Genomic DNA, 18267 nt, shown 5'->3' on the forward strand with positions numbered 1-18267 from the left:
TCCTGTTTCCTCCCTTATCAGCTGTTAGCTATATTACTTTCGAATTCACGCACCAAAGACTCGCTTTCCAAAAAAGCTCCCTTTTTAACGGAAGTCACCGTTGATGAACCAGGCTTTTTCACACCCCGCGCACACATGCATAAGTGCTGACCCGCAAGTTTCACCATGACTCCTTTAGGCTGAAGGACATTTGAAATTGCTTTTGCAATCTGATCAGTCATACGTTCCTGCACCTGTGGTCGTTGTGCGGTCAATTCAACAAGTCTGGCAAATTTACTAAGTCCTACGATTTGTTTATCCGGAATGTATCCGATATGGACTTTGCCAAAGAACGGAATTAAGTGATGTTCACAGAAAGTGTAATAATCGATATCCTTCACCACGATCATCCCTTCATAACCCTCCGCGTCAAAAGTTGTTGTCAATGCTGTTTCAGGAGCAACCCCTATCCCGGCAAATACTTCCCTGTACATTTTGGCAACACGCTTAGGTGTCTCAAGCAATCCCTCTCGACACGGGTCTTCTCCTATGACTTCCAGTATCCCGCGAACATACTCCTCTAAAATTCCCTTTTCCAGCGTCTTTCCAACCATTTTCTCATCCTCCAAAATTCTTTAGGCTATTAGAAAAACTCGACATTAGGTTCGTCGAATTTTTCTAATAGTATCTTCCACAAACGTATCTATTCTGATAGTAAAAAAAGCCCACCAAAGAATGGTGGGCTTAAATCGGCAGAATATTTTCTGTTCTGCATTTTTAAGTTGTTACCAACCTTTTCGGAAACCCGGCTGTCATAGTCATAGACCTTAGACCCGTGGCTTTGCGTCCTCATTTTTCAATGAGTTTGCTATTATCGTAGGTTATAATACCTAGTAGTTTTAACGTTTTACCTTTTCTATGTAAATTAATAGATAAATATAACTATTACCTGATTAAAAAAACACTATAGTAAGTAGCACACACACTGTTGTAAACCCTTGTCATAATGCTCACACTTATAAAAACTGAAATAAATCCAGGAAAAAATTAACCTTTCCTTATTTATCGACAAAATTCACCATAATTCAATACCAAACCAAATATTTTTTATAAAAAGGGACAACGGGGACAGGCACCGTGTCCCACTTGGTGCCTGTCCCCGCTGTCCCGCTCTTTACTGGTCATCGACGACTATATATGTGGTTTTTATCGGACCGTGCACGCCGACCACCAGATTCATCTCGATGTCGGCACTGTTGCTGGGTCCGCTGATGAAATTAATACACGTTGGAACTCCTTCTCCCGCTTCAACTCGCTGATGGATTCGCCTAGTGGCTTGTGTAAGCCTTGGCACAATGGTGCTTTTTGGGATAACCGCAATGTAAGTTGACGGAAGCAGACTTACCGAACGTCCCTTTCCTTCATCACTGAATAAAATTACTGTTCCTGACTCAGCTAGTGTAATATCGCTGAAAGTTATTCCAACATCAGCTCTTTCCGCAAGACGGATACTCGCTTCCGGCCTCGTAGAATCCCATTGTTCAATTGCAATCCCATCCCACGATGTAAATTCCTCTGTCAGCTGATATTCATCGAAACGGGTATCCATGCTAGTCACGACAGTTTTCCCGCCATACGCCTCCACTACTTTAGCCAATACGCTTCCAAGCTCTGCCTGAGTGGTCCGGTATAAGTCAGTGTGTATGGATTTACACTGTTTTTCAAGGACATCCACCAACTCATCTACTGTATGATCCGATAGAACTTTCCATTGCATCTGGTTATTCCAATCTGGGCGAACCACCTCATTTGTCCTTCGTGCTCGGCCCAGGTTTGAAGCTATATTATCCAAAAACGTTTCCCTGTTCACGATCTCTCCTTTAGGCATGATTGCTCCCACCTTTTTCTCGTTTCTTGAACCAATCCCTGAATCGTTCATTGGCAGGGGCAGGAAAATCGCGAATTTCCGTCCACGCCTTTAACGGTCCAGGCCCATTCGTAACTTTTCCATTTCTGACAAAAGGGGTTGCCAAAAGTGGTGCCATTTTCGTTGCAATCCGGAATAACCCGGCTGAACTGGTTATTTTTTCAAACGCCTGCATTGCAAGCCGTTCTGCCAATTCGCCCTTCTTTTTCTCTTCCACAATTTTTTGCCGGTGGGTAATCAGCTGTTCATGTAATGGAATTTTGACCGGGCAGACTTCCGTGCATGCTCCGCAGAGTGATGAAGCATAGGGCAGTTCCTTGTAATCATCATAGCCTCCCAGCAGTGGAGTCAATACAGCTCCAATTGGGCCGGGGTAAATTGATCCGTACGCATGCCCGCCAATATGCCGGTATACAGGACATACATTTATGCAGGCCGCACAGCGAATACAGTGAAGTGCTTCCTGAAATTCTGTTCCCAAAATTTTCGACCTGCCATTATCAACAATCACCAGGTGGAATTCGTCCGGTCCATCTGCCTCCCCTGGAGCACGCGGGCCGGTCAATCCGGTCACATAGGTTGAAAGCTTTTGTCCAACAGCCGCTCTTGTGAGAAGACTAACCAGGACGTCAAGCTCTTCCCAGGTGGGAACAATCCGCTCCATGCCCATCACAGTAATTTGAGTTTTGGGTAATGTGGTTACCATCCTGGCGTTCCCTTCATTGGTAACAAGCGCAAACGACCCTGACTCTGCGACAGCAAAGTTACATCCCGTGATTCCAACATCGGCAGAAAGGAATTCCTTTCGGAGCTGTTCCCTCGCAAATAGAGTAAGTTCTTCCGGTTTCTCGGTTCTCGCGTAGCCCAGTTTCTCTTGAAAAACATCGCGTATCTGTTCCTTGTTTTTGTGGAGAGCCGGCGCCACTATGTGGGATGGCGGGTCATGGTCATCAATCTGTAAAATATACTCGCCAAGGTCAGTTTCCACCACCTCACAGCCGTTCTCCTCCAGAATGTCGTTTAAGGCAATTTCCTCGGTCACCATTGATTTGGACTTTGCTACTTTCTTGGCATCCTTTTTCGCAATTACCTGACTCACATAACAATTCGCATCTTCAGCTGTTTCGGCAAAATAAACATGACCACCTAGCTCGGCTACTTTTTCACTGAGCTGTTCAAGATAATAATCAAGGTTTTCAATGGTATGCTGACGGATTTCCTGGCCCAGGTTTCGCCATTCTTCCCAATCTCCCAGTTCCTCAGCTGCACGCTCCTTGTTCTGCTGAAGCCGCCCCTGGGCCGACCGGACCGCGCCCCGCATAAAGCCGTCTTCAAGACCTTTGCTGACCCTATTAGAAAATTCCTTCTCGCCAACATGCATCGGCATTTAATCATCACCTCTGCTATTCAGTATTTCGGCGATATGCATCACCTTTATAGGCTTATCTTTTCGGCTTAACCGGCCACCGATCTGCATCAGGCAACCAGCATCCGCCCCGATCAGGACTTCTGCTTCAGTTTCATTGACATGTTCTATTTTTTCATCGACCATCTGCTCGGATATTGCAGGCATTTTAACTGAAAATGTCCCGCCAAATCCGCAGCAATCCTGCCGGTTGGGCAAATCTATCAATTCCAACCCTTGAACATTTTTTAATAGTTTAAACGGCGCATCTTTCACCCCGAGCAAACGTGTCATATGGCAGGATGTATGGTATGTAGCTTTTCCGTTATATTTCGACCCGGTATCCTCGATTTCAAGGACTTCGGTTAAAAATTGAGTCAGCTCGTAGGCTTTTTCAGCCAGACTCTTTGCCTTCTCTCTCCACTCCGGTTCATCCTTAAACAACGATTCATATTCATGAAGCATATAGACACACGAACCGGATGGGCTCACCACATAATCCGAATCCGCAAAAGTCCGGATCATATTCTTGGCTGCATCCTTAGTGTTTTTCTGATAACCACTGTTATAGGCAGGCTGTCCGCAGCATGTCTGAGTTTCCGGAAAGTCCACCTCACACCCGAACCGCTCAAGTAGTCCCACCGTGGCTTTCCCAGCATTCACATAAAACAAATCCCCAAGACACGTAATAAATAAAGATACTCTCAAATATAGATCCCTCCTTTGGGACAGGGGGACAGGCACGCCGTCCCGCAAAGCGGGACGCGGTGCCCGTCCCCTTGTCCCTAGTAAACGCGGAAAGTGGACAGTCGTCAGGACCTGTCCACCTTTATTTTTTATATAATTCCCTGTATGCGTAACACGATTTCTGCCACAATGGCTGAGCCCATGTACGTCCCAATCATTACACACATTCCGATTACGATAGTTTTCCAGCCAAGTTTGGCAAAATCTGCCCATGAGCGTCCAATCGATATACCCGCATACGCCAGGATTGGGGTGGCGATCGCCAGCAAATTAACCTCAGATGTCCAGGCGACTATCTGCTCGGACCCGGGTACTCCCGGGATGGTCAGTACAAACGCAAGGATACCAATATAGGCAATGCTGGGGATTTTCTGATAGTTTACCAGTTTATGAATAATTAACCCGACCAGGCTGATCAGGGAAAGAACAATAATTCCTGGTAGTGCAGCAAGCGGCATTACCTCATAACCAATCCAGTTTCCGATAAGTACAATAAATCCAATAATAATAAATAGCATTACCCATTCCTGTACATTTTTCAACGCCTTACACCACCTTTGAATTTTTATTCAGTTTACGGTCTCTTCTTCCGGTAAAAATCTTATAGAGTTTCTCCGTCAGCGGCAATCCAATGAAGATACTGGCGTATAGACCTGTAACCGAAGTAAGGAGATTACTTGCCCCTGAAAATGCGGTGATCGTATCAGACATATCCGGGAATGCAGCAACAAGTGGTCCAAGTGAAGCAGCTGCCATACTACCACTGCCAATTCCAGTTGCCATGGCAAAAGAATATGGGTGGAGCGGTGTAACGGTTGCAAGTAACCCTGATGCTAGTCCCATAAAAATGGAGCCAAATACAGTTCCGAAAATATAAATCGCCATAACACCGCGGCCCTCTGGTGACGATAGACCATACTTGTCGGTGATTAGCGCCAGGTTTGGCTCTCTTCCTACTGAGTGAGTCATCCCGATGCTTTCACGTTTTAGTCCTAATAAAATAGCAAGCGGCAATGCCAGAAAGATGGTCCCCAAGTTTCCCAATTCCTGTAGAATAAGCGCTGGACCTGCTTCAATCAGTTGCGGCAAGGCAGGACCAGCCTGTACCCCAAATTTGGCAATCAGAATGGATACCGATATAAATACCAGCGGCTCGGCATTAATTGACTGCTTTTCTTTTACCAATGGTGTAAAAAATAGACCAATCCCAATTACCACCGCGTACAGCATCGGCAGTAAAAGAATCACCCCTGCGCCTACCGGGATCTCGTGGATACCAATAAATTCTGTCAGTATCACAATTGCAAAAACCAGAACGTGTAAGCGCCAGTCTTTCCACATGTTAATTGTCTGTTCAGTCATTTTTTCTGCCCCCTTTTTATAGTGAAAATATGGATACTCTTTATCTAACCTCGTTCAATGAATGTTTGGCATGTTCTTTCATATATTCCAGCGCAGATTTACCAAGGACCTTGGCGGCAATCAGCAACGCCTCCTCATCAATATCAAATTTCGGATGGTGATGCGGATATGCTTTATCCCAGTCCGGACTCTTTGCCCCCGTAAAGAAAAACGTTCCTTTTACATGCTGGAGGTAGTACGCATAGTCCTCCCCGCCCATTATTGGCGGTGTTTCATCCACGCTAGCCACACCTGGCACTTCCGTGGCAACTTTTGCGACAAATTCTGTTTCTTCTTTGTGATTTATCAGGGTTGGATAACCTCGAGTGTACGTATATTCATAGCTTGCTCCTGATACCTCGCATGTCCCATTCACCACATTTTCAATTTCCTGCTCGATGAAACTACGCGTTTCTTCTTTAAATGTGCGTACGGTTCCAGTCAGTTCAGCTGTATCGGCAATCACATTGTACGGTCCCTCAGCCACAAAGTTACAAACCGAAACAACTGCGGAATCGAGCGGATCGACTCTTCGGCTGACGATCTGCTGCAGGTTATTGATCAGCTGCCCGCCAATTACGATACTATCCTTGGTGTCATGCGGCATCGCCCCATGTCCTCCTTGCCCCTGAATCTTAATATCAAATCGGTCGGGAGCAGCCTGAAGGGCACCAGTACGATAACCGATTTCTCCGAGTGGCATCTGAGCCTGCAAATGCGTACCGAATATGGCATCAACACCATCCAGACAGCCGTCCTCAATCATCGAAACCGCGCCACCCGGTGGCAGCTCCTCAGCATGCTGGTGAAGAAAAACAATCGTTCCTTCAATCTCAGACTTCAAGGAGTTTAGTACCTTTGCAAGGCCAAGTAATGTTGCTGTATGTCCATCATGACCACATGCATGCATTACCCCGTCATTAACGGATTTGAAAGGAACATCTGTCTGCTCCTGAATCGGGAGTGCGTCGAAATCCGCCCGTAATGCAATCGTTGGACCAGGCTTATCACCCTTCAGGTAAGCAAGCACACCATTTCCGCCTACATTGGTACGCACTTTATGACCAAGCTTCATATGAAAGTCTGCGATGTACGCTGCAGTTTCTTTTTCCTCAAAAGATAATTCCGGATGCTGATGCAGATATCGTCTGATTTTAATGATTTCTTCATAAACCCCGTCCAATTCCTTATATAACTTATCCATAATAGCCCACCTCTTCTAAGTAATTATCCCTTTATATTAATATAAAGATTCAGATAAAGCCATGGAAAATTTTACTTTGTCGAATTTTTTACTCCCTTGCTGGGACAGGGGGTCTGACCCTCTGTCCCGGCGAAGAGCTCGTATACGGCTGCGGCATCGTGGTTTCCTTTGCCTTGGTAATTGGCCATTTGGAATAGCTGAATCGCTGATTGGCTGGCCAATGCTGGTACTTTGCTGGTTTCTGACAGGTTGCGATATAAAAGAATATCCTTCGTCATATTCGCAAGGGAAAATTTCAACTCGGAAAAGTTCTCCTTCAGAATGTTGACGCCAAAAATATCCATCGCCCTGGTTTGGGCTGATCCCTTTTGTAAAATGGATGCCAACGTCTCTTTTGATACGCCTGCTTTTTCCCCAGTCACAAAGGCTTCACTCAGCAGCGTGATCACCCCGCCGACAACCATGTTATGACAAAGCTTGGCTGTCTGCCCGGCACCACTTTCTCCAACATATTCTATATGCTCGCCGATAGCCTGGAGAATTGGAAGGATGGCAGGAAATGCCTCTTCCTTTCCCCCGATCATTACAGTCAATGTTCCATTTGCTGCACCAGTTGGGCCCCCACTGAGCGGGCAGTCGAAGAATTCGATTTCTTTTTCCTCACCAAGCTGATATAAATTTCTTGTTACCTCCACATCGTTGGTACTCATATCCAGTATGGTGGTGCCTTGCCGCATAAAGTGGATGATCCCCGCATCATCATCCGCTACTGTTTTTTTCACAAGCTCCGGTGTTGGCAGGGAAAGAATGACTGCGTCTACCTCACCGGCCATATACTTAGGCTGTTCAACAGCGATCGCACCCTCTTTTGCCAGCTTTTCCACTGCTTCCTTGTTTATGTCAAACACATATACGGTAAAGTCATTCTTTAAGAGATTCGCCGCAATGCCGCTTCCCATTAGCCCACACCCAATTACGCCTATCTTTTCCATTGTCATGCCTTCTTTCTATGCTTTCATATATACAGTTTTGTAGTCGGTCCAGAAATCCAGCGCCGTTGAACCTTGTTCACGCGGGCCAAGACTAGAAGCCTTTTTACCGCCAAACGGGTACTGGTTTTCAAAATAATTGGACGGGATGTTTACATGGGTTACGCCGGATTGAATGTTACGAACGAAATGCATTGCTTTTTTCAAATCCTTTGTGTAGATGGTGGATGACAGTCCGAAATCACTGTCATTTGCTACTTCCATCGCTTCCTCATATGTGTCTACAACGGTTATCGCGATCACCGGTGCAAAAATTTCTTCGTGGAAAATGGTGTTTTTGCTGGTTACGTTACTGATTACAGTTGGTGCCACATAATATCCCTTGTCCCTGCCCTGGTCGGTCAGCCGCTTGCCGCCACACTCAATGGTGGCTCCCTCTTCGGCTGAGAGACCAACATAGTGAAGATAGCGGTTCATTTGTGCTTCATCAATTACAGGTCCGTTATCTACTCCGTCATCAAATCCGTTTCCGATTACAAGGGATTCAGCTCGCTTAACAAGCTTTTCAATGACCTCGTCGGCAATCGGCTTCGTAACAATCAGACGACTGGTTCCAGTACAACGCTGCCCATTGTCCAAGAAACCGCTTATAACAAGATTCTCAATAGTTTCATCGATATCCGCATCTTCCAGAATAATTGATGGGTTTTTCCCACCCATTTCCGCCTGCATTCGGCCTCCGCGATTGGTAACCGACTTTCCAAGCGCCATGCCAACCTCTGTCGACCCGGTAAAGGACACCGCCTTAATTTTCGGATGTTTGCCGATTGCCTTACCAATAACGCTCCCAGACCCGGTAACCATGTTAATTACTCCTGCCGGGACACCAGCCTGTTCAAACAGCTCGATTATCTTCACGCTGATCAGCGATGTATTGCTTGCCGGTTTAAAAACAACCGTATTTCCTGCCACAATTGCCGGAGCTATTTTCCAAATCCCAATTCCCAGCGGAAAATTATACGGCGCAATTACACCAACTACTCCGAGCGGCTCACGAACGGTATAGGCGAATATATCACTGTCGTACGATGGAACCGTTTCACCAGTTAACCGTGTCGCCTCCCCGCTGAACTGTTTCATCGCCTCAATTGTTTTCCGGACTTCACCCTGTGCGTCATGGTGTGTCTTGCCAACCTCCCTGGTAATAAGCTCAGCAATTTCCTCCCTGTCGTCTTCGAGAAGTCGAATCAGATTAAATAATACATCCCCTCGTTTAGGCACAGGTACTAAAGACCAATCAGAGAATGCGTTCTCACCTGCTGTGATTGCCGACTCAACATCTTCCTTATCTGATGATTGAAAATAACCCAACACTTCTTCGGTATCAGCTGGGTTGATGCTTTTGTACGTGTTGCCAGTTGATGACTCAACCCAACTCCCATTTATGTAATTTCCAAAGGTGTTAACCATTGTTTTCCCTCCTTGTAGGTGCTTTGAATTATTATAAAACTTAGAACAGTGGAAATAAATATGGCAGGCAACAAAGTTTTTCACTAACTTTTGTTGCCTGCCACATATAAGTGAAGTGCGATTACTAAATCGAGCCATTCTTTTTCATTATTCAGGTCAATGTTAAGTAATTTTTCAACCCGCTTCAGCCGGTAATAAAGGGTATTAGGATGGATATGCAGAGCTGAAGCCGTATCTTTATGATTTTTGTTTAGCTCCACAAAAGTCTGGAGTGTTTCCAAATAAACCTTTTCAGACCCGAGCAACCCGCCAAGTTTATCTTCCACATACATATCAGCTGTCGAACCATCAATTTCATAGAGAAGACGCTCCATCCCAAGTTTCGCATACTCCACAACCTGCTTACCCGGCCGTGCTTTTGCATAATTAAGCGAACGGACTGCCTCTTTATACGAAGTACCTATTTGATAAACAGATGCTTCACGGCCGACACCAAAAAGTATTTCTCCAGTTCCAAAACTTGCGTCAACCCGGTTGATCACCCGTTCCGTTGTCTTCTTATCACTTACAGGAAAAATCATTATCAATTGGAAAGCTCGGCTTAACACAAGACTTTTACCACAAATAGATGTCAATATTTCCTCAATCGACCGGATAAACCATTCCTTATCCTTTAGTTTGTCCTGCTTCCATAATTGCCGTTCCCTGCCCTCGATAACCATACACTGTATCGCCGCTTCTTTTTTCCAGTCAAAATAACGAAGAATACGGTCGAGATCATACTCCGGGATCCCTTCCATTAGCTGATTAAAAACTTCTTCACGAAACTGAAGTTCTTTTGCCAGCAGGGCGTGATCCTTCATCAGTTCAATAGCTATCGCCAAGCTTGCCTGTTCAATTGCCGCCTGTTCAATTTGTGTGAAGGTATGAAAAGGCCTTTCCAGTTTTAAGGTTCCAAGAACTTCTTTTCCACGAACAATAGGAAAAAGCGTATGATCTTCGGCGTAAGGCTCCGTGGCATGATACGTTACATGAGTTTCAGTAAATGCCTCCAGCAAAGAGACGATCTGGTCAACGCCCCCACCTTCAATTATCATCCGATAGTACATATTATGCATATCGGCGGCTTGAGCGAGAAGATCGTTCTTTTCCTTAAGACTGCGATAAACATACGAATTATCAATAGCAATTGCGCTTTGTTCGGCGAGAATCTGGATTACCTGCAGATCTGCACCGGTAAATACTCCGTCCTGCTTAAAATTATCGACCACCAGCACCCCAAGACAGCGATCTTTATTAAGGATTGGGACACAAAAAGCGCTTTTAATTTTCCGTTCATGGATGCCAGTGAAGTAAAATTGATAATTCTTCTCTGACATATCACACATAAACGAGTCTATCTCCTGCTCAGAACTAAATAACTTCGGCGCCTTTTCACAATAAACCTTGCCGGCAATTGACTCTCCAGGGGAAAAAGCAACCTGCTTAAGTGCATCATTATTAATCCCCTTTCCCTCAGCAAGCCGGAGCTTCCCATCTGACTGATCCAAAAGATAAATTATAATGGTATCCGCAACTGCGACGAGTTCACCTGCCGCATTGACCACATTCTGCAAAACTTCTTCAAGTTTCAGTGACTTAGTAAGCAATTTATTTAATTCCAGCAATTTCGCAGCTGTTTCAGAATTTAAATACTGCGTCATCTCCTACCCCTCCATCCATCATCAATCCCCATTACCTAAACATTCGACAAAAACACCCATAAAGGAGGAATCCTGAATGGCAAAACACAAGGGCATCAAACGGCATGAATCATTAAAGCCCCTCTCGCGGCACCATATGGTCGGCTTGCACCTGGCGTTGAAACTGAAGCGCGCTGGTACGGAAGAAAGTCGTTTAACAGTAGAAGAGATATTAAAGGATGCGGAAGAATTCTGGAACCCTGATGGACAGCAACACTTCCGGGAAGAAGAGGAAATTCTTTTACCTGCGTATGCTCAATATGCCGAAGTGGACCGGCCCGAAATTACGGAGATGCTACTCGAGCATGTAAGAATACGTTCGAAAATGAAGGAATTGCTAAGTCCGGAACATATTAACGAAGACGAAATGCATCAGCTGGGCGAATTGCTGGAGACTCACATTCGGAAAGAAGAACGAGTTATTTTCCCAATGATAGAACAGGCCCTGCCCGAGGAAAAACTCCAGGAACTCGCTCCGTACCTGCACTAAAATGGGACACGGGGTCAGACCCCTATGTCCCTTCGCCTTCTCTTATTGATTATATTTTCCACGGCCCCTGTCCCCAGGAATACACCACATAAAATTAGAACAAAGCCTACAACGTGATTCATAGTGATCTGCTCGTTAAGAAAAATGGCCGCTCCAGTAATCGCAAAGAGTGTATTCATATTGATGAAAATAGCCGCCTCTGCAGGTCCGACTTTTTTGATCGCGTAATTGTACGTCATATGTCCAAATGCTGACGCCAACACAGCACTGAACAGAAATATCAATCCAAGTTTCCAGTCGAATAAATAACCGATTTCTTTTACCGGTGAACCAGAAATTAAACTGGCTATTAAAATAAAAATTGAACCCATAAGCAGCATATATCCAGTTGCCAATCTAGGATCAAATGTAGGTTTCAACTTACTGATTAGAACAAAGCTAAATCCCTGTACGACCACCCCAATAAATACTATCAGGTCCCCGATTGAAATTGCCGCAAGTCCGCCCTTACCAGCAAGCGTAGTTACGGCTACACCGGTGAAACCAAACAGGAAGCCGAGAATTCGCAGCCAAACCACTCGCTCACGCAGGAACACTACCGTCATCATTACCGTAACAAGCGGCATCATGCCCAGAATTAAAGCGGCATTTATCCCGGTAGTCATGTCGATACCGATCGCCACCGTTGTATGGTGAAGAATTACGTTAAAAACAGATATGTAGAAAATGATAAGCCATTCGTGTTTGTGCGGCAGCCTGAATATCCCCATAACCGAGCAGATTATTAGAACAGCAATCCCTGCCACCATAATCCGGAACGAGGTTAACAGCATCGGGTCCACCGCTTCAACCAACACCTTCAAAGCAGAAACATTCAGTCCCCACATTAACATGACAAGAGTCAACAGAATATAGATTTTAACCATCCGAGTTTTCACCTGATTTCTATCACTGATTCTACTACTCTACAACATTAATGATGGTGGGACAAGGGGACAGGCTCCTTGTCCCGGTTCTCCTAGTCCCAACCAGCACCCCGACTCCATTCCGTCCTATCTCAGTCGAGATAGCACACTTTTGGATATCCCCGTTACACGGGCCAACTGCCGGAGAGACACCCCGTCTATCTGTTTCATCTTCCGAATCACAACATTTCTCTCAACCTTATCCATCTGCTGAAGGACATTCCCACTAGGAATACCCAGTTCCAGCATATATGTGGCTAAATCAGCATCAGCCACCCTGACTAATGAATGGTTATCCAGAAACTCATCATCGTTTGTTTCACTCATATACTCGGAGAACAAGCGAACTGCGGCTTTTCGTTCAGAGGAAAATAATTGGAGGCCAAAATCCACATCAACCAGATGACCACGACCCATGTATTCATTAAGGCTGGTCCAATTACAGTTGAAAACATCCCTTGCTAGCCCAGCTTTCAAAGGGTTTTGATGGATATAGCGCAGAACTCTGAGGAAGGAGGAAGCCGTTTCAACGGTTTCACTTTTAAACCGGTCCTGATAAAGATGGCCACTTCGTTCATATTTTTTATTATACCAGTAAACGTAACTTGCGCTTAGCCATTGTATTACTCTCGATATACTTTCTTCCCTCTCGCGAATCAGCAGATGAACATGATTATCCATCAAACAGTATCCATACAAATTAAACCCGTACCGATCTTTGCACTCTTGAATTGTATCCAACAGTCTAAATCGGTCCTGATTATCCTCAAAAATGATTTGTTTGTTAATCCCGCGCAGCATGACATGATACACACCACTGTGCGCCCTTTTTCTTGGGTTTCTTGGCAATGACGCACCCCCTATTCTATTAATATTTAAATTGGAAAACGGTGAGAAATGACTTTCAAAGGAAGGAGATAAATCTTTAGGAAGAAGTGTAAAAGGATAAAGTCGTTCAGAATATATTATTCTACTTTTTTAGCTGTTTTCCTGCTTTTTATTCAAAAAAAATGGGACAAAGGGGTCTGACCCCTCGTCCCACCACAGCCTCTAGGACAGAGAGCCTGTTCCCCCGTCCCAATCAAACTAATTTCGTAACGGTGTCGTCTTCGATATCTTCTGTTTCGCTTGCTTGTGTGGCAAATGATACGCCCAGCAGGGTTACGATGGATACTGGTAATCCGATGAACACCGGGTGAAGTCCGAATGGATGTCCAGCAAACTGCCATCCAACAGCTATCACAAGACCCACCCACATGGATGTTATTCCACCGGTCCGGGTGGCACCCTTCCAATAGAGTCCGAATAATACCGGCGCAAGCAACCCGGATACCAGCATCGCTGTCCCTGTCACCCACAACTGGACAAGCTGCGGAATATACAATGCGAGCCCCAGCGCTAACACCGATACCAGCACCACCGACATCCGGCTGTACCTCAGCAATACTTTATTTCCTTCATTGCCTTTCATCCGTGGCCTGATCAAATCGTTAATAATCGACGATGAACTAGCCATAAAGAATGAATCGGCACAGGAAATTACTGTTGCCAGAAGCGCAATAATCATTACAACAACCATTGGGAACGTGAAGACATGTGCAACTGTTTCATAAAATATCAGCGCCGAGTCGATATTCTGAATACCCAGCCCGTATTTCGCCATCACACCTATCGCCATTACAACCGCACCGACCAGAAAACCTACGAAGATGGATGTCCAATACCCGGTCATTGCTGTCTTCATACTGTTGGCTGCCCAATACCGCTGCCAGAGGTCCTGCCTGACAAACTGGTAACCCCCGATTGTAAGCACATAAATCAGCACCTCAGAAGGGGCAATTCCAAAAAGACTCAAATTACCGGATTCACCGAGGGACCGCGCATTTTCCGCCATGGCAGACCAGTCACCAGCCATCATCAGTACAACAACAAACAGTACAAAAACGCCGACTGTCTGGATTGTCCCATGTACCGCATCCTGCCATATCACCGACATCATGCCGCCAAAGTATGTTTTTACAGTCAGCATCAGCCAGCTAAGCACGATGCCCGTTGTCAAACTCAGTCCAATCGTCAGATTTAGAATCGTAGCAATGGCCACAAATTGCATCCCGGTAATCGCACAATAGGCAACCAGAATACTTATCACCGTTGGAATCCGCGCCTTTTCTCCATAACGAAGTGCGGTAAAATCACCAATCGTCACCATATCATGCTTTTCACCAAGCTGTCTGATTTTCTTGGCTACAAAGGACGCCATCAGAACTCCGGTGAATAACAACCCGATATTGAGCCATTGCTGTCCCATACCGAACAAGAATCCATTTTCCATGAATCCAAGCAGTGTAGCCCCACCAATCGCAGTACCTACAAACGTTAAAATAATCGGGAAAATCGAAACGGTTCTTCCAGCAACATTATAATCATCATACGTTTTGATTCTTCTACTGATAAACACTGAAAAACCAAACAGGAAAAAGAAGTATGCGATAATGATTACACCAAGTAATAATTTTTCCTGACCACTGAACATCCTATCAACCTTTCGTCATTTCTGGGATTTTGGATTTGCTAAAGACCTGTTTTCCATTTATAAACGTTTGTTCAACTTTAATATCTTTTAACTCTTCAACATCCACTTCAAATGGATCCCCGGAAACCACGATAATATCTGCCTTGGCATCCGGCTTCAAAACACCAATCGAATCTTCCTCAAACGAACTGTACGCTGCATCATTCGTATAAGCCTTTAAAGCATCCTCGACAGAAATGTTCTGCACTTCATCTAGCACCTGTCCACTAATTGTTTTGCGAGTTACCGCAGTATAGATGCCTGTCCATGGATTGCCGTTGGTAACCGGCAGATCCGAATTGCCTGGTGCCTTAATTCCATATTCCTTGAAAGACTTATGCGGATAAGCACGTTTAATCCGCTCCGGTCCGAGGTTTTTCAAATAACTGTCCCCAATATGATAAAGAAATCCTATTGACGAAGCCGCAATCAGCTCGAGTTTTTTCATACGTTCCAGATGATCGTCTGTCGGAAGACCAACATGCTCAATCCGGTTACGCATCTTCGTAATATCCAGCGTCTCATTCGCTAGCTCAAATGATTTCACCGCAACCTCAATTGCTCGCTCACCAATCCCGTGAATCGCCACTCGTAGTCCGTCCTCAAGTGATTTTTTCATCAATGGGGCAATTTCCTCCACCGTGTTATATAAAATACCTGTACTGTCTTTGTCACCTCCTTCATAAGGTTCAGCCACAGCAGCTGTCCTGCCGCCGACACTCCCATCAAGCATAAACTTAGTCCCCTGAATCCGGATCATGTCATTGCCGAAACCGCTACGCAGACCAACCTTCAGCACCTCATCCAATGACCCCGTCCAGCCATTCTGATCAATCGCCCACATCCACGGTCGCACACGAACGTTCAATTCATTATTTTCAAGCATATATTGATACACCTGAAGATCATGCTTCTGATTGGACATGTCATGTACCGTAGTGATACCCCACTTGGCAAAATCCTTCTGGGCAAGCTTCATCCCCTCGACCATATCGTCAAAACCGTACTCCGGAACAGCTGCCATCCCCTGTGCCTTTTCCTGTAATAGACCCGTCAACTTGCCGGTTTCTTTATCCCGTTCAAGATGCCCACCTTTTGGTGATTCTGTGGACTCGGTTATCCCGCTAACTTCCAAAGCTTTTGAATTGACGACCGCCATATGCCCGCAGGTTCGTTTCAAAATTACCGGATGGTCCGGAGCTGCCTTGTCCAAGTCCCACCGTGTCAGATTTCGCCTTTCGAGCAACTTACTATCATCCCAGCCCCAGCCTTGAATCCATTCGCCCTCTTCCGCCTTCTCAGAGGCTTCACTGACAGCCTCCAGGATATCGGTAATGGATTCCATATTGGCAGGACGGCAATCAAGCTCCAACAGATTCAACCCGTATAAAGTAGGATGAATATGACTTTCGATAAACCCGGGCATCGTTGTTTTCCCCTCTAAATCAACTACCTCAGTCGCATCACCCTTTAGGGCAAGCGCCCCTTCTGAGTCCCCTGTGAAAATAACCCTGCCATCGCGCACGGCAATTGCCTCGGCTCTCGGTACCGTCTCATCCATCGTAATTACATTTCCATTAATAAATATTAAATCGGCCACTTCCACCATCCACATCTCCCTTACTATATTCTTTTAACTCCTGACTATCCCCAGTTCGTTTTGCACGGATAATATCGCGTCATGCAGCTTGTCGGTCATGTCAGCTACTTCCTTGTTATTAATGACAAGCGGCGGGGAAAAACAGATGATATCAGTGCTTTCATACGTCACCGCCCGGCAAATTACACCACGCTCGTGTAACGCCTCAATCACTTTCGGTGCGACCTTCATATCAGCTGCGAACCGTTTATTGGTATCCGGGTCCTCCACAAGCTCGACTGCACCAAGCAAGCCGATTGTCCGGACGTCCCCGACAATATTTAATTCTTTTTTAATCTTCCGGAAGCCGTTCAACAGCTCTTCGCCCATACGCCGGGAATTTTCCACCAGACCTTCCCGCTCGATGATCTCAATATTTTTCAACCCAACTGCCGCTGCGGTTGGATGGCCGCTGTATGTAAATCCATGAAACAGCGTTCCCATTGATTTCTCCTTCAGAACGTCATGAACCTGATCAGAGACAATCACCCCGCCAAGCGGTATATAACCACTGGTAACTCCTTTAGCAAACGTCATCAAATCTGGGGTTACACCATAGTGTTCCATGCCGAACATCTTACCGGTCCGACCGAAACCCGTGATAACTTCATCGGCAATAAACAGAATGCCGTATTCATCACATAACTCGCGAACTTTTTTCAGATAACCTTCAGGTGGGAAAAGAACCCCGCCAGCGCCCTGGATTGGTTCAGCCAGAAAAGCAGCAATCGTTTCAGGCCCTTCCCTTTCAATGGTCTCCTGCAGCGACGCAATTGCCTTGTCTGTCCCATTCTCATAGTGAGTGTCCGCGTGGGTGAAGTCGGTCAGCATATGTCCGGCCATTCCCCAGAATTCCGGAATGCCTGTCACACTGGTCGACGCCGCAGCTACGCCATGATAACCACGTTTTAGAGCAATTATTTTTCTGCGTTCCTGCTTGCCTTGAATTTTCCAGTAATGGCGAACCAGTTTAATCGCCGAGTCATTTGACTCCGACCCTCCTGATGTGAAAAAAACAGCATTCAACCCAGCAGGTGCAAGACTGGCAATTTTTTCAGCCAGACGTATTGCTGGTTCATTACTGAATGTAGAAAAGGAAGAACTGAATGCTAGTTTTTTGAGTTGTTCTGCCGCTGCCTCAGCCAGTTCTTCCCTTCCATGCCCCACATTCACATTCCAAAGAGACGACATGGCATCAATGAAAACGTTGCCATTTTTGTCGGTCAAGTAAATGCCATCCCCGCTTTCCATAACAACTTTCGCCCCATCTGATTGCTGTTGCTGAATAGACGATGTAGGATGGATAAAATGCTTTTTATCCAGTTCTATTAAATGCTCCAAATGCTCCACACTGACTCCTCCTCCGATTTATTTCCTCGCCACAGTAAGACAAAAAGCCAGAAATATGGACAGGAGCAAATAAAGGTTATTGCCCCCATCTATATAACTGGCTTTAATCTAGGCGATTGCTCTACTTCTCCAGCAGAGTCAATTAGATTTCACAGTTACTTTTTTTATTGTTAACAATTTACCAAAAACTTTATTAACTGTCAAATGATATTCAGAAAATACAAAACAGGTTGAAGAATGACATTTTTCGTTAATGATGCTAGTATGATAGCAAAAATAAAGCTAGAAAGGATGAGTCGATGCAACAAATCACGGGGTTCGGAATGGGACATGGGGACAGGCTCCTTGTCCCAGAAGGAAATGGGACATGGGGGTCTGTCCCCTTGT

At 45.4% G+C, this 18267-nt stretch carries 16 protein-coding genes and 1 riboswitch; of the genes, 1 reads left to right on the plus strand and 15 read right to left on the minus strand.

Annotated features, from left to right (window positions below):
- Positions 1-17: 17 nt before the first annotated feature.
- The 10 genes from folE to ACFO3D_RS06175 all read right to left on the minus strand — a co-directional run bounded on the left by folE (position 18) and on the right by ACFO3D_RS06175 (position 10825).
- Positions 18-593, minus strand: coding sequence for a GTP cyclohydrolase I FolE (folE, locus tag ACFO3D_RS06130; RefSeq protein WP_390293858.1), 576 nt, complete (start codon positions 591-593; stop codon positions 18-20).
- 182 nt (positions 594-775) lie between these two features.
- Positions 776-859, minus strand: a riboswitch (cyclic di-GMP riboswitch).
- A 294-nt stretch (positions 860-1153) separates the two neighbouring features.
- Positions 1154-1867 carry a LutC/YkgG family protein gene (locus tag ACFO3D_RS06135; RefSeq protein WP_390293860.1) on the minus strand — a complete coding sequence of 238 codons (714 nt, stop codon included), beginning with the start codon at positions 1865-1867 and terminating at the stop codon, positions 1154-1156.
- Positions 1860-3293 carry a LutB/LldF family L-lactate oxidation iron-sulfur protein gene (locus ACFO3D_RS06140; RefSeq protein WP_390293862.1) on the minus strand — a complete coding sequence of 478 codons (1434 nt, stop codon included), beginning with the start codon at positions 3291-3293 and terminating at the stop codon, positions 1860-1862. The genes ACFO3D_RS06135 and ACFO3D_RS06140 overlap by 8 nt, the downstream gene beginning before the upstream one ends.
- Entirely contained in the window at positions 3294-4019 is a 726-nt protein-coding gene (locus ACFO3D_RS06145) for a (Fe-S)-binding protein (RefSeq protein ID WP_390293864.1), read from the minus strand.
- Positions 4020-4147: 128 nt separating this feature from the next.
- The gene (locus tag ACFO3D_RS06150) at positions 4148-4576 is read right to left on the minus strand and encodes a hypothetical protein (protein WP_390295470.1); all 429 of its coding nucleotides are present in this window, start codon (positions 4574-4576) and stop codon (positions 4148-4150) included.
- A gap of 28 nt (positions 4577-4604) precedes the next feature.
- Positions 4605-5420 carry a DUF3100 domain-containing protein gene (locus ACFO3D_RS06155; protein ID WP_390293866.1) on the minus strand — a complete coding sequence of 272 codons (816 nt, stop codon included), beginning with the start codon at positions 5418-5420 and terminating at the stop codon, positions 4605-4607.
- 40 nt (positions 5421-5460) lie between these two features.
- Complete coding sequence (locus ACFO3D_RS06160; RefSeq protein WP_390293868.1) at positions 5461-6663, minus strand: M20 family metallopeptidase; 1203 nt, start codon at positions 6661-6663, stop codon at positions 5461-5463.
- Between the two features lie 71 nt (positions 6664-6734).
- Positions 6735-7655, minus strand: a complete 921-nt coding sequence (locus ACFO3D_RS06165; RefSeq protein ID WP_390293870.1) for an NAD(P)-dependent oxidoreductase — start codon at positions 7653-7655, stop codon at positions 6735-6737.
- Positions 7656-7670: 15 nt separating this feature from the next.
- Positions 7671-9122, minus strand: a complete 1452-nt coding sequence (locus ACFO3D_RS06170; RefSeq protein ID WP_390293872.1) for an aldehyde dehydrogenase family protein — start codon at positions 9120-9122, stop codon at positions 7671-7673.
- Positions 9123-9205: 83 nt separating this feature from the next.
- Entirely contained in the window at positions 9206-10825 is a 1620-nt protein-coding gene (locus ACFO3D_RS06175; protein WP_390293874.1) for a helix-turn-helix domain-containing protein, read from the minus strand.
- A 76-nt stretch (positions 10826-10901) separates the two neighbouring features.
- On the opposite strand from ACFO3D_RS06175, the gene ACFO3D_RS06180 reads away from it, so the two are divergent.
- Entirely contained in the window at positions 10902-11354 is a 453-nt protein-coding gene (locus ACFO3D_RS06180; protein WP_390293876.1) for a hemerythrin domain-containing protein, read from the plus strand.
- A gap of 14 nt (positions 11355-11368) precedes the next feature.
- Here ACFO3D_RS06180 and ACFO3D_RS06185 read toward each other — a convergent pair whose 3' ends face one another.
- The 5 genes from ACFO3D_RS06185 to ACFO3D_RS06205 all read right to left on the minus strand — a co-directional run bounded on the left by ACFO3D_RS06185 (position 11369) and on the right by ACFO3D_RS06205 (position 17871).
- Positions 11369-12280: a DMT family transporter gene (locus tag ACFO3D_RS06185; RefSeq protein WP_390293878.1), complete on the minus strand. Its 912-nt coding sequence runs from the start codon at positions 12278-12280 to the stop codon at positions 11369-11371.
- 126 nt (positions 12281-12406) lie between these two features.
- The gene (locus ACFO3D_RS06190) at positions 12407-13168 is read right to left on the minus strand and encodes a transposase (RefSeq protein WP_390293880.1); all 762 of its coding nucleotides are present in this window, start codon (positions 13166-13168) and stop codon (positions 12407-12409) included.
- A 232-nt stretch (positions 13169-13400) separates the two neighbouring features.
- Entirely contained in the window at positions 13401-14852 is a 1452-nt protein-coding gene (locus ACFO3D_RS06195; RefSeq protein ID WP_390293882.1) for a sodium:solute symporter family protein, read from the minus strand.
- A gap of 4 nt (positions 14853-14856) precedes the next feature.
- Positions 14857-16500: an amidohydrolase gene (locus tag ACFO3D_RS06200; RefSeq protein WP_390293884.1), complete on the minus strand. Its 1644-nt coding sequence runs from the start codon at positions 16498-16500 to the stop codon at positions 14857-14859.
- A 24-nt stretch (positions 16501-16524) separates the two neighbouring features.
- Positions 16525-17871 (minus strand): aminotransferase family protein, encoded by a 1347-nt coding sequence (locus ACFO3D_RS06205; RefSeq protein WP_390295472.1) that lies wholly within the window; start codon positions 17869-17871, stop codon positions 16525-16527.
- Positions 17872-18267: the final 396 nt, after the last annotated feature.

The sequence above is a fragment of the Virgibacillus kekensis genome, from assembly GCF_042654125.1.
Classification (GTDB): Bacteria; Bacillota; Bacilli; order Bacillales; family Amphibacillaceae; genus Lentibacillus; species Lentibacillus kekensis.